The sequence below is a fragment of the Dyella marensis genome (assembly GCF_049532885.1).
GTDB lineage: Bacteria > Pseudomonadota > Gammaproteobacteria > Xanthomonadales > Rhodanobacteraceae > Dyella_D > Dyella_D marensis.
Window position 1 is genome coordinate 3249035 of sequence record NZ_CP064029.1, and the last position, 12250, is coordinate 3261284.

Sequence of the window (12250 nt, forward strand, 5' to 3'; positions counted from 1 at the left end):
GGCCCTCGTGCCGTCGCCGTGGGGTGTGCGGCCGGCGTGGAAGCGCCGGCTTGAAGCGGAAAGCTCAAGTCCATGCCTCGGTCAGGCGCGGATTCATGCCGAGCACCTCGCGCGCCATGCGGGCGTCGCGGCGGATCTGCTCGGTGAGCGCGTCCAGGCCGTCGAATTTCAGCTCGTCGCGCAGCTTGGCCACGAACTCCACCGCCATGCGCTGGCCGTAGAGGTCGCCTTCGAAATCGAACAGGTGCACTTCCAGCAGCGGCTGGGCCACTTCGTTGACGGTGGGGCGGACGCCGAGGCTGGCCACCCCCGGCCAAGCGCATTCGCCCTCGCCCAGGCCCACGCGCACGGCGAAGATGCCCTGCACCGGCGGCACGCGGTCGCGCAGGTGGATATTGGCGGTGGGGTAGCCCAGTTCGCGGCCGAGCTGGTTGCCGTATTCCACCTTGCCCTCGATCACGAAGGGCCGGCCCAGCAGCGGCGCGGCGCCGGAGAACTCGCCGGCGGCCAGCAGCATGCGCACGCGGGTGGCGGAGACGCGGGCGCCGTCGAGCAGCACCGGCGGCATCACGCGGGCGGCGAAGCCCAGTTCCGCGCCCATTTTTTCCAGCAGGGCGACGTCGCCGCCGCGCTTGTGGCCGAAGCGGAAATCGCCGCCGACCCACACCTCGCGGGTGCCCAGGCGCTGGACCAGCACGCGGCGCACGAAGTCTTCCGCCGGCATGGAGGTGAGCTCGTGGTTGAAGCGCAGGATCAGCGCCTTCTTCACCCCAGCCGCCTCGAAACCCAGCAACTTCTCGCGCACGCTGGACAGGCGCGGCACCGGCTCCTTCGAAAAGAAGGCGCGCGGCAGCGGCTCGAAACTCACCACGATCGGCGTCAGGCCGGTCGCCTGCGCGCGCTCGTGCACCTCGGTCAGCAGCGCCTGGTGCCCGCGATGCAGTCCGTCGAACGCGCCGACGGCGACTACGCTACCGCCGGGCGCCAGGCACGGACCGGCGATATCCCTGGAAAGTCTGGTCATCGCGCGAGTATAGCCGTAGGACCGCAGCCTGCGGCGGCGCATCAAACGCCGCGCAGTTCACGCAGCCGGAAGCCCGCGGCGAACAGCGTGGCGAGATAGGCGCCACCGCCGGCGCCGACCAGCGCGGCGAGATGCCACACGCGGGCCCACTTGTCCGCCGCGGTCCAATCCGGCCACAGCCACAGCCCCGCCAGCAGCACGCCGATCATCACCGCGCAGGCCAGCGCCAGCCGGCCCAGATGGCGCATCCAGCCCGGCTGCCGCTGGTACACCCCGGCCTTGCGCAGCCAATACCACAGCAGGGCCAGGTTGATATAGCTGGCCGCCGCGCTGGCCACGCCCAGCGCCATGTGCAGGCCCGGCACCTTGGCCAGGCCTTCGAACAGCGCGCCCTGCTTCACCTCGGCCGGCGCCCACAGCGCGTACAGCACGGCCAGGAACAGCACGTTCAGCACCATGTTGGCGATCAGCGAGGCCACGCCGGCGCGCACCGGGGTGCGCGTGTCCTGGCGCGCGTAGAAGGCCGGCAGCACCACCTTGACCAGGGCGAAGGCCGGCAGGCCGAAGCTCAGCGCGGAGATCGACAGCGTGGCCATGCGCGTATCGAACGGGGTGAAGCGCCCATGCTGGAACAGGGTGGCGACCAGCGGTTCGGCCAGCAGCATCAGCGCGAACATCGCCGGCACCGCGATCAGCAGGGTGATGCGCAGCCCCCAGTCCAGCGCCTTGGAAAATCCCTCGCCATCGGTGGCCACGTGGTGGCGCGACAGCGACGGCAGGATCACCGTGCCCAGCGCCACGCCGAACACGCCCAGCGGCAGCTCCAGGAAACGGTCGGCCTGGGACAGCCAGCTCTGCGAGCCGATGAACAGCAGCGAGGCGATCACCGTATCCAGCAGCAGGTTGATCTGCGCCACCGAGGAGCCGAACAGGGTCGGCACCATCAGCTTGAGGATGCGCCGCACCTCCGGATGGCTCCAGCCCCAGCGCGGCAGGGTGAGCAGGTCCAGCTGGCGCAGCGCCGGCAGCTGGAACAGCAGCTGCAGCATGCCCGCCGCCAGGATCGCCCAGCCCATCGCCATGATCGGCGTATGCAGCCGCGGCGCCAGCCATAGCGCGCCGGCGATCATGCACAGGTTGAGGATCACCGGCGTCAGCGCCGGCAGGCCGAAGCGGTGGAAGCTGTTGAGCGCGCCGCCGGACAGCGCGGTCAGCGAGACGAACAGCAGGAACGGGAAGGTCAGGCGCAGCAGGTTGACCGTGAGCTCGAACTTCTCCGGCGTCTCGATCGCGCCCGGCGAGAACAGCGTGGTGACCTGCGGCGCGAAGATCACGCCCAGCGCCGTGATCAGCATCAGCACCCCGCCCAGGGTGCCGGAGACGCGCGACATCAGCGTTTTCAGCTCCTGGTGGCTGCGTTTTTCCTTCACCTCGGTGAACACCGGCACGAAGGCGGTGGAGAACGAGCCCTCGGCGAACAGCCGGCGCATGAAATTGGGGATGCGGAACGCCACCCAGAATGCGTCGGTGGCCGCATTGGCGCCGAAAGCCGCGTTGATCGACATATCCCGGACCAGCCCGAGCACGCGCGAAATCATGGTCATGCCGCTGAACGACAGCAGCCCTCGGAACATGCTGGGTGACTTCATGCGCGCGCCGGTGCCTTTCTTGTTGTGGTGGTCATCGATGGAAGCTGGCCCGCTCCGCCCCCTGGCGGCGCCGGCAAAGCGCGTAGTCTGACAGCGGCCGCGGGCGGGAACACAGCGCGTTTGTGGCAAAATCCCGCTTCTGTTCATGGGACCGGCCCGCCACCCCCGCCCGCAGGCCCCATCCGCACGGTCCAGGTGTCGCTAAGCTGTTGACGCAACGACCCATTACCGTCATAATCGCCCCCTTTTTCCAACCAACCCAAGCTATTTCGGAGTTCTACCTTGGCCAACATCAAGTCCGCGAAGAAGCGCGCGCGCCAGTCCGAGCAGCGCCGCCTGCGCAACGTCAGCGCCCGTTCCATGGTGCGCACCGCCCTCAAGAAGGTCGTCAAGGCCATCGAGAACAAGGACAAGGCTGCCGCTGTCGAGGCGTTCGCCGCCGCCCAGCCGGTCATGGATCGCTACGCCTCGCGTGGCCTGATCCACAAGAACAAGGCCGCTCGCCACAAGAGCCGCCTCAACGCGAAGATCCGCGAGCTGGCGTAAGCCGGCTTTATCAAGCGAATCGGGTTGGCGCAAAGGGCCGGCGAAAGCCGGCCCTTTCGTTATTGGGAAAACCAGCCGGCGAAAGCCGGCCCTTTCGTTATTGGGAAAACCAGCCGGCGCACCCTGCTCGTCATTCCGGCGCAGGCCGGAATCCAGTAACGAGGCGCTGCACGCAAGCGAGAACGCCAAAAGGCTGGGCCTTGTGCTTTTCGCGACAAACCAATCCTGGCGCCACTGGATTCCGGCCTGCGCCGGAATGACGAGCCGTGGCGCTACGCCGGAATGACGGGCGAGCCGTGGCGTTCCCGGCCCCTTACCTACGCCACCGCCTCGCGCGCCTTCTCCGGCAACGCCAGCCGCCTCTCCTCCGCGTCGTACTCGATCAACAGCACGCCCGAATCGTGCCTTCCGTTGATGTCCACGAAGCACGCGCCCCCGATAAACGGCTCCAGCGTCATCACCGACTTCAGCGGCGTCGCCACCACCATCTGGAAGCCGAAGTTCTCGAAGATATTCATTGCCAGCGCGGTGAATTCGTTGTCGGCCTTGTCGAAGGCCTCGTCCAGCACCACTGGCGCGTAGCGCGGCAGATGGCCGTCGTCGCCGCCGAGCTGATAGCGCAGCGCCGCGGCCAGGCAGGTGGTGGCCAGCTTCTGGCGCTGGCCGCCGGATTTGCCGGCGCCGCTGCGGTAGACCTCAACCTGGCGCCGCGTTTCCGCCTCGATCTCCACGCCGATGAATTCCACATGCAGGCGCACGTCCAGCACCTGCTCGCGCCAGCGGCGCAGTTCCGGATCCGGTGCGCCCAGCCGCTCGACCAGCCCGCGCAGCACGGCGAACTGCGCCTCGGCGCGTTCGCGGTCCTCGGTGGGGTGCTGCATCAGCACGTCGCGCAGCTGGGCCTGGAAATCGCGCACTTCCTGCAGGCCGCGGTCGCTCACTTCGATCTGCAACAAGGTGCCGCGGTTGAACGGCACGCGCTCCAGGCTTTCGTTGACCTCTTCCATGCGCTGGCCGATCGACTTGCGCGCCTCGGTCATATGTTTCTGCAGCACCAGCAGGTCCTGCTTGCTCTGGCTCTGCAGCAGCTCGAAGAAGCGCGCCTCGTGCTTGGGCAGGCCGTCCAGCTCCAGCCGGCGCAGGCGGGCCAGGAAGCCTTCGGCGGAATCCAGGCGCGGAGTGAAATCGGCGCTGTCCTGCGGCCAGCGCCGGCAGAACGCGCGGAAGCATTCCTCCACCGACTGCACCAGCCGGTGGTCGCGTTCGGCCTGGCCGTCCAGCACCTCGTGCAGCGCGCGCTCCAGCGCGCGGAACTGGTGATCGATGTTCTCCAGCGACAGCAGCGGCTGCGCCGGCAGGCGGGCCTGCAGGCCTTCCTGCTGCAGCGGCGTCAGCGCGGCGGCGCTGGCGCGCATGGCGCAGGCTTCGCGCTGGTTTTCCACGCCGCGGCGCTCGCGCTCCACCGCGATGCGTTCGGCCGCGCTTTCCTCGTAGGACTTGGCGGCTTGCTGCCGCGCCGCGCGTTCGGCATCGAGGCGGCGGCCGAGCTCGTTGAGTCCTGCGTCGCCTTCGTTCAATTGCCGCAGCTGGTCCTCGATATCGGCCAGGCGCTGCAGCTTGGGCGCGATGTCGATCTCTTCCCATTCGATGCCGGCGAACGCGGCGGCGGCGACGCGGCGGTCGCCGTCGCGGTCGCGCTGCGCCTTCAGCTGGGCCAGCGCGTCGCCGGTGCGCGCGATGGACTGCGCCAGTTCCTGGCCTTCCTTCTCGAACAGCACCAGCTTGTCGCGGTTGTCGAAACCCAGCACCCAGTGCCGGCGGTCGTCGGCGGCGCGGCGATCGTCCTTCTCGTAGCGGTCGCCGGGATGCTTGACCTGGCCTTCGCGCGTGATCGCGCGGTCGGCCTGGCGCAGCGCCGCGGCGTTGTCGACGCAGGCGTAGTCGAAGCGGCGCGCCAGCTCGGCCTGCAGCCAGGCGCGATGCGCGTGGTCGCGCAGTTCCAGCCGATGCACCAGCGAACGGCCGTCCGGCTTGCGCTGGCCGAAGGCTTCCACGCGGCCGACGCGGTAGTACACCAGCTTGCCGCCCAGATGGGTCTTGTTGACCCAGGCCGCCACCGCCGCGTACTGCTGCTCGTCCACCAGCAGCGACAGCGCGAAGCCGTGCAGCACGCGCTCGATCGCGCCGCGCCAGGCGGCGAATTCGTCCTTTACCTGCAGCAACTCGCCGGCAAACGGCACGGTGTTCCCGGACCAGCCGAGTTCCTCGCACAGCCGCGCGCGCATGGCCTGGATCGGCGCGGGGATATTCGAAGGGTGTTTTTTCAGCGCGTCGATTTCCGCGCGCACCGCAGCGAAGCGCTGCGCGGCCTGGCCGCTGTCGCGCTTGATCGCGTCCATCTGTTCTTCCAGCGCGCCGCCCTGGCTGCGCACGCCGCTGGCCAATTCGCGCGCCTGCCCGGCCAGTTCGGCCAGCGCGCGCGCCGTGCCCGGCAGGGTCCAGCCCAGTTCGCGGCAAGCGCTTTCGAGCTTGTCGCGGCGGCGCAGGCGCTCGTCGCGTTCGCGCTGCACCTGGGCGCGCTCGCGTTCGAGCTGGTCGACCGCGTCGCCGCCCTGCTCGCGGCGCTGGCGCTCCATATCGGCCAGGCGCTGGTCGTGGTTCTCCAGCGCCTGCTTGCGCTGCGCCTGCTCGCCTTCCAGGCCTTGCGCCAGCACATCGAGTTCGGCGCGGCGGTCGTCCAGCAGGCGCAGGCGGCGCTGTTCGCGGAACAGGTCCACGCCCTGCTGCTGCTCGCGCAGCGCGGAAGTCTCGCGGCGCAGCGCCTGCAGTTCGTCGTAGGCCTGGCGCGCCGGTGCCAGCGTCTGCACCTGCTCCCGCGCGATCACCACGGCCTTGTGCGCGGCATCGAGCTCGGCGAAATCGGCGACGAGGCGGTCGGCCGCGGCGAAGGTTTCCGGCTCCTCCAGCATGAAGCCGCGCAGGAAATGATTGAGGTCGCCCAGGTTCTTGGCCGACTGCGTCTTGTGCAGCAGCTTCAGCGCCATGTCGTTCTGGATGCCGAGCAGGCGGCGGAAGCGTTCCGCGTAGCCGGCGAAGGCGTCGAAATGATGCACCTCGTCGCCCAGTCTGGCCTTGAGCCGGCGCAGGTCCAGGTCGAAGCCGTCCATCTCCTTGGCCACGTCGAACGCGCGCTCGGTGACCATGTAGTGCTTACGTACGTCGGCCGCGGCCGAGCCGTTGCCGGCGATCCAGAACAGGCGGATCAGCGAGACCGTCTCGCCCAGCGCATTGCGGTATTCCAGTGCCAGCGCCGACCAGGTGCTGCCCTTGCGCAGGTACTGGGTGGCGATCTCGCCGGAGTCGCTGTCGTGCTGGTCGGCCCAGGCGCCGCGCACGTACGAAGCGAGGCTGCGGTCGCGGCCGCTGCGGTCCGCTTCGCGCGCCGCGGCGTTAAAGTCGACCAGGCTGGGCGGCACCAGCAGCGCGGACATCGCATCGAGCAGGGTCGACTTGCCGGAGCCGGAGCGGCCGACGAACAGGAAACCCTTCTCGGCGATCGGAATATCGACCAGGCCGCTGAAGGTGCCCCAGTTGAACACCTGCAGCCGGCGCATGCGGAACTGCTCATCGCGCGGGTCGGGCAGGTCGGAGAGGAACAGCGAAGGCGCGGCGGGGCGTGCCGTCTTGGTTTTCGACGGGCGCACGGGAGATGCCGCGCCGGAATCAGGTTCCGGTGCGGCAACCGCCACAGGCGGCTGGATCGGTTCAACCGGCTTCGCTGCCTTCGCTTTCTTCGGCGCGGCCCTGTCGCTGACGCTCGCGCTCTTTGCCTTCGGCTGCTTCGCCACGGCCTTACTTGCCGTTTTCTTGGCGGCGGCCGTCTTCGCCGGCGCCTTGCTTTTACTGCTCATCCGCAGCCTCCTGCAGCACCACGTCCGCGCCGCGCAGCTCGCGGTACACCTGGGTCAGCGCCTGCACGTCCTCGGCCGAGAACAGCAGCTTCAGCGTGGGCGAGACCTCGTAGCGGTCCTCGCTGCCGCGCAGGCGTTCCAGCACGTGGCTCTCGCGCATCTTGGCGATCGCCGCGGCGACGCGCTTGGCAAAGCCGGCGCGGTCGGTGGAGAAATTCCTTTCGTAGACCGACAACGCATCCACCAGCGCGCCCTCTTCCACCACCGCGCGGCGCCCGTGCGCCTCGCCTTCCAGCAATTGCTGGCGCAGGTGCAGCAGCAGCACGGTGTCGATGAACGTGAGCGGCAGCGAGCGCAGCAGCACAGGCGTGTCGAGTTCGCTGGTGTCGGCCTGGCGCGCGAAGGCGACCCCGGCCTCGCGGTCGATCACCAGTTCCAGGAACAGCTCGCACAGCTGCGAATGCAAGGTGGCCTCGTAGCGCAGCAGCACCGGCCACAGCGCGGCGTGGCGGCCGGCGTCGATGCTGGGGCCGGCCAGCAGCTGGCACAGCACGCGGCGCACTTCCAGCGGCAGCACACCGGTGTCGCCATCGAACAGCGCGCCCTTGGCGGTCGCGTCCGGCAGCGCCGGCACCGTTACGGCCAGATCGGCTTCTTCATGCAAATTCATGGCGTTTCTCTTTGATGAACCACACCAGGGGCACGCGCGCGCGGCGCCACTGCCCGTCGCCGCCCTGCCACGAAACTTCTTCCAGCTCGCCTTCGGCCACCACGCCATGGCGCGTGGCCAGCGAGAGATAACCGATGATGCTGCCCAGGCCCTGCTCGGCCGGACGCGCGGCGAGCACTGCGCCGATCGACAGCTGTGGGGTGTCCTGCAGCAGTTCGTGCAGGTCGCGGCGCAGGCCGCGGTAATTGATTTCGGACTGCGCCACCAGCGCACCGACGCTGTCCAGCGAAATGGCGGCCGCGCCGGAGAGATCGATGCGCCCGTCGATGCGCGCATGCCGCGGATCGTGCAGGCGCCACTGCGAGAGCGAACGCAGGCGCGCGCCGGTCAGCGGCAGTTCGAGCGGCAGGCGGCGATGCGCGCCCAGTTCGTCGCGCAGCTGCAGCGCCTCGGCCTGGGCCTGCTTCAGCAGTTGATTGAGGCGGCGCTGCTCCAGGTAGCCGCGGCTCTGCACGAAGCCGCGCAAGCTGCGCGCGAAGTGCTGCATCACGTCGTGCACCTGGCCGCCGCGCTCCAGCATCACGCGGGTGAAGCCGCGCAGCAGCTGGCGCTCCTCGCGCTGCAGGCGGCGGGCGAAGCCGCGCGACAGCACGGTTTCCATGGCGGCGTCGAGCTGGTTGCTCTGCTCCACATTGTTGAGCAGTTTCCAGAACGCGCCGAAGCTGCGGCCGGCCTCGCTGTCGGCGATGACGTCGACGCCTTCGAACAGGCGGTCGAGCAGGTCGCCGCGCTGGCCTTCGTCGTCGATGATGCGTTCGCGGAATTCGCGATTGAGGCGTTCGAAATCCTCGCGCACGCGGCGGAAATCCTCGGCCAGTTCGTCGGCGAGCTGGATCACCTCGCGCGTGCGTTCGAGCGCGCGCTGGCCGCCGACGGCGTCGAGCTTGCCGCTGCGCACGCGTTCGATCTCGGCGTCCAGGCGCGCGCGTTCGGCCAGCAGGCTGTCCAGGCGCGTGGCGGGATCGGTCTCGGTCTGCTCGGCCAGCTGCACCAGCTGCTGGATCACCAGCGACAGGCGGCTTTCGGTGGCGGCGTGGCGCGGCGAGTGCAGCCCGGCGATAAAGCGCACGGCCTGCACGGCCTGCGCCGACAGCTCGTATTCCTCTTCGCTCGAACCTTCCGGCAGGCGGCGTTCGAGATAACCCTGCGCCAGCCAGTGCGCCACGTAGGCCTGCGCGGTGCGCGGCAGCTCGGTGGGCAGCTCGGAGGCATTGATGGTGTCGAGGTGGTCCTGCAGGCGCTCATGCAGGGCCGAGGCGGGCAGCCGGCGCTCGCCGTCCTGCAACAGGGACTGCAGCAGGCCGATCAGTTCCGGCGCGTGGTCGGCGGCCAGCAGCCGCCACAGGGCTTGTTCGCGCAGCCGGCGGTAGCCGGCGATGCGGGCTTGCAGCTTCATGCGTGCGGGGTGCTCCGGGCGGGGCGCGGGACGGCGCGGGAGACGGCGTGGCGCGCGCGCTCAGTCGTGCGGCGCGTCCCCGCGCAGGCGCACGTCGCCCGGCAGCATGTCGGTGCGGCCTTCCTGCACTTCGCGCTGCGCCTCGAAGAACCGCTGGATCTGCTGGCACACCGCCAGGGTGTTGTCGCGCGCGATGGCCGAGACCAGGAACCACGGCTGGGTCCAGCCCAGGCGCTGCACGATGTCCTCGGCCACGGCCTGGCGCTCGTCTTCCGGCAGCACGTCGGCCTTGTTCAGCACCAGCCAGCGCGGGCGCTGCAGCAGTTCGGGGTCGAACTTCTGCAGCTCGTGCTCGATGGCGTGCACCTGTTCCACCACGTCGGAGCCGTCGATCGGCGCGATGTCTACCAGGTGCAGCAGCAGGCGCGTGCGCGCCACGTGGCGCAGGAACTGGATGCCCAGGCCGACGCCCTCGGCGGCGCCTTCGATCAGGCCGGGGATGTCGGCGATCACGAAGCTCTGGTCCGGCCCCAGGCTGACCACGCCCAGGTTCGGGTGCAGGGTGGTGAACGGGTAGTCGGCCACGCGCGGCGTGGCCGCCGACACGGCGCGGATGAAGGTGGACTTGCCGGCGTTGGGGAAGCCGAGCAGGCCGACGTCGGCCAGCAGCTTCAGCTCCAGCTTCAGCTCGCGCACCTCGCCCGGGGTGCCGGGCGTGGACTTGCGCGGCGCGCGGTTCACCGAGCTCTTGAAATGGATGTTGCCCAGGCCGCCCTTGCCGCCCTGCGCCACCAGCAGGCGCTGGCCGTGGGCGGTGAGGTCGCCGATGATTTCGTCGGTGTCGACATTGGTGACCACGGTGCCGACCGGCACGCGGACTTCGGTGTCGTCGCCGCCCTTGCCGTACATGTCGCTGCCCATGCCGTTCTCGCCGCGCTGCGCCTTGAACGCGCGCTGGTGGCGGAAGTCGACCAGGGTGTTGAGGCCTTCGTCGGCCACCAGCCAGATCGAGCCGCCGCTGCCGCCGTCGCCGCCGTCGGGACCGCCGAAGGGAATGAATTTTTCGCGACGGAAGCTGATGCATCCGTTGCCGCCGTCACCGGCCAGGACCTTGATGATGGCTTCGTCGACAAATTTCATGGCTTGGGTGCCGGGAATAGGGAATAGGGAATGGGGAATAGGGAATCGCAAAACCACGCGATCTCGGGAATTGTAGAGGAGGCTGGGTGCGGGGGCTCTTAAGCTATTCCCTATTCCCCATTCCCAATTTCCTGTTCCCGCCCAAAAACAAAAGCCCCGCCGAAGCGGGGCTCTTGCGCTGCGCCGGCCGGGCTTAGCCCTGGACGACGTTCACGTACTTGCGGTTCTTCTCGCCACGGGTCTTGAACTCGACCGTGCCGTCGACCAGCGCGAACAGGGTGTGGTCGCGGCCGAGGCCCACGCCGGTACCGGGATGGAACTTGGTGCCGCGCTGACGCACGATGATGTTGCCGGCTTCGATGGCCTGGCCACCGTAGATCTTGACGCCGAGATACTTCGGGTTCGAATCGCGGCCGTTGCGCGAAGAACCTACGCCTTTCTTATGTGCCATGACTGATTACTCCAGATTGGCGGATCAGGCGTTGATGCCCGTGATCTCGACTTCGGTGAAATGCTGACGGTGTCCCTGCTGCTTCTTGTGGTGCTTGCGGCGGCGGAACTTGATGATGCGGACCTTGTCGGCGCGGCCATGCTTGCGCACGGTGGCGGAGACGGTGGCGCCGGTCACGGTCGGCGCGCCGACGGTGATGGTCTCGCCCGAACCCACCAGCAGCACTTCGTCGAACTTCACGCTGGCGCCTTCTTCGGCGTTCAGCAGCTCCACGCGCAGGACGTCGCCCTGCTGGACGCGGTACTGCTTGCCGCCGGTCTTGATGACTGCATAACTCATGGGAATATCCCTTCTGTCGTTATTCTCTTGGGTGTTCTCGCTTGCGCGAGCCGGCGATCATAACCAAAAAAATCCCAAGGATCAATCCGATAGCCCCGGCCGCCGGCGACCCTGGCTCGCGGCGGCGGTGCCAGGCCCGTTCCGGCTCCGCGGTTACCCCCAACCGGCGGGCCTCGGCGCGCTCCAGGCGGGTGTCGCCGGCGGTCCGCCGGCCCCGGCAGGCGCCCGGCTATTGCGCGGGCGTGCTGGCCTTGCCGGTATCGGCAGCCGGCTTGGCCGGCGCCGCGGCGGGCTTGGCCGGCGCCTTGGTGGTGGTCTTGGCGGGCGTCTTCTTGGCCGGGGCCTTTCTGGTCGACTTCGATTTGGTCGTCGCCTTCCCCTTCGCCTTGCTCGCCGGCGCCGCCTTCTTGGCCGGAGCCGCCTCGGCCGCGGCCTCGTCGTCGTCATCGGCGCCGGCGGCATTCGCCGCCGCGGCGCCTGCCGCCACGCCGGTGGCCGCCGCCGCATGTTCGGCCGGGCAGCGGCCGCCCGCGTCGAGGCTGCCCTTCTGCTTGAGCTCGGCGATCATCTGGTCGCTGCGCTCCTTGCTCCACTGCAGCCCGGCCTGGTTGGCCTCGCCCATGGTGGTCGGCATCTCGGTGATCACTTTCTGGCCAAGTGGCGACCGGTAGAACTTCAGCATGCCGTCGATCTCGTCGGCGCTGAAATGGCGCTGGTAGATCGGCACCAGCCGCCCGATGAATTGCTGGGTGCCGTTGCTGTCCATGTAGCCCTGCCAGTAGCTGGCCGGGATGCACGGCAGCGACTGCTGCATCACCGTCACGGCCTGGCTGTTCATCTGGCTGAGCATCTTGCCCACCCCCACCACTTCCATCAGCTGGCGCACCTGCTCTTCGCTGGGCTGGGTCGCGGCCGAGGCCGTGCCCATGGATGCCACCAGCGCCAGGGAGAGCCCCCATCCTTTCCACTTGCGCATGTGTACTGGTCTCGCTGCATCGGCCTTGCGGCCAAAACGCGTATTAAGCCAAGCCACTTGTTAACACTTTGATGGAACCCCACTTTCA

The 12250-nt window shown here is 68.7% G+C and carries 9 protein-coding genes and 1 pseudogene; 1 reads left to right on the forward strand and 9 read right to left on the reverse strand.

Annotated features, from left to right (window positions below; translation table 11 throughout):
• Positions 1 to 64: 64 nt before the first annotated feature.
• Both ISN75_RS13850 and murJ read right to left on the reverse strand, forming a co-directional pair.
• Complete coding sequence (locus ISN75_RS13850) at positions 65 to 1024, reverse strand: bifunctional riboflavin kinase/FAD synthetase (protein WP_167254472.1); 960 nt, start codon at positions 1022 to 1024, stop codon at positions 65 to 67.
• Between the two features lie 41 nt (positions 1025 to 1065).
• On the reverse strand, positions 1066 to 2673 hold the full coding sequence (gene murJ / locus ISN75_RS13855) for a murein biosynthesis integral membrane protein MurJ (RefSeq protein ID WP_168647114.1): 1608 nt from the start codon (positions 2671 to 2673) through the stop codon (positions 1066 to 1068).
• 282 nt (positions 2674 to 2955) lie between these two features.
• Here murJ and rpsT point away from each other — a divergent pair, with 282 nt between their 5' ends.
• Positions 2956 to 3219 carry a 30S ribosomal protein S20 gene (gene rpsT, locus ISN75_RS13860; protein WP_167254468.1) on the forward strand — a complete coding sequence of 88 codons (264 nt, stop codon included), beginning with the start codon at positions 2956 to 2958 and terminating at the stop codon, positions 3217 to 3219.
• A gap of 332 nt (positions 3220 to 3551) precedes the next feature.
• Here rpsT and ISN75_RS13865 read toward each other — a convergent pair.
• The 7 genes and pseudogenes from ISN75_RS13865 to ISN75_RS13895 form a co-directional block, all read right to left on the reverse strand.
• Positions 3552 to 7130: pseudogene (locus ISN75_RS13865) on the reverse strand (ATP-binding protein); the annotation flags it as partial.
• Entirely contained in the window at positions 7120 to 7800 is a 681-nt protein-coding gene (locus ISN75_RS13870; protein WP_168647113.1) for a DUF4194 domain-containing protein, read from the reverse strand. The gene ISN75_RS13870 and the pseudogene ISN75_RS13865, both read right to left, overlap by 11 nt.
• A complete protein-coding gene (locus ISN75_RS13875; RefSeq protein ID WP_343818861.1) occupies positions 7787 to 9256 on the reverse strand; it encodes a DUF3375 domain-containing protein in 1470 nt (489 codons plus the stop codon). The genes ISN75_RS13870 and ISN75_RS13875 overlap by 14 nt, the downstream gene beginning before the upstream one ends.
• A gap of 60 nt (positions 9257 to 9316) precedes the next feature.
• The gene (gene cgtA, locus ISN75_RS13880) at positions 9317 to 10396 is read right to left on the reverse strand and encodes an Obg family GTPase CgtA (protein ID WP_168647112.1); all 1080 of its coding nucleotides are present in this window, start codon (positions 10394 to 10396) and stop codon (positions 9317 to 9319) included.
• Positions 10397 to 10589: 193 nt separating this feature from the next.
• Positions 10590 to 10847: a 50S ribosomal protein L27 gene (rpmA, locus tag ISN75_RS13885; RefSeq protein WP_026636285.1), complete on the reverse strand. Its 258-nt coding sequence runs from the start codon at positions 10845 to 10847 to the stop codon at positions 10590 to 10592.
• A gap of 24 nt (positions 10848 to 10871) precedes the next feature.
• Positions 10872 to 11186, reverse strand: a complete 315-nt coding sequence (rplU, locus tag ISN75_RS13890) for a 50S ribosomal protein L21 (RefSeq protein WP_167254461.1) — start codon at positions 11184 to 11186, stop codon at positions 10872 to 10874.
• A 229-nt stretch (positions 11187 to 11415) separates the two neighbouring features.
• Positions 11416 to 12162 (reverse strand): DUF2059 domain-containing protein, encoded by a 747-nt coding sequence (locus ISN75_RS13895; protein WP_167254459.1) that lies wholly within the window; start codon positions 12160 to 12162, stop codon positions 11416 to 11418.
• Between the last annotated feature and the right edge of the window lie 88 nt (positions 12163 to 12250).

Excerpts from the sequence above, each read along its gene's own strand:
- ISN75_RS13895 (WP_167254459.1), bottom strand. The coding sequence starts at position 12,162 with ATGCGCAAGTGGAAAGGATGGGGGCTCTCCCTGGCGCTGGTGGCATCC.
- cgtA (WP_168647112.1), bottom strand. The coding sequence starts at position 10,396 with ATGAAATTTGTCGACGAAGCCATCATCAAGGTCCTGGCCGGTGACGGC.
- rpmA (WP_026636285.1), bottom strand. The coding sequence starts at position 10,847 with ATGGCACATAAGAAAGGCGTAGGTTCTTCGCGCAACGGCCGCGATTCG.
- ISN75_RS13870 (WP_168647113.1), bottom strand. The coding sequence starts at position 7,800 with ATGAATTTGCATGAAGAAGCCGATCTGGCCGTAACGGTGCCGGCGCTG.
- rplU (WP_167254461.1), bottom strand. The coding sequence starts at position 11,186 with ATGAGTTATGCAGTCATCAAGACCGGCGGCAAGCAGTACCGCGTCCAG.
- ISN75_RS13875 (WP_343818861.1), bottom strand. The coding sequence starts at position 9,256 with ATGAAGCTGCAAGCCCGCATCGCCGGCTACCGCCGGCTGCGCGAACAA.
- ISN75_RS13850 (WP_167254472.1), bottom strand. The coding sequence starts at position 1,024 with ATGACCAGACTTTCCAGGGATATCGCCGGTCCGTGCCTGGCGCCCGGC.
- murJ (WP_168647114.1), bottom strand. The coding sequence starts at position 2,673 with ATGAAGTCACCCAGCATGTTCCGAGGGCTGCTGTCGTTCAGCGGCATG.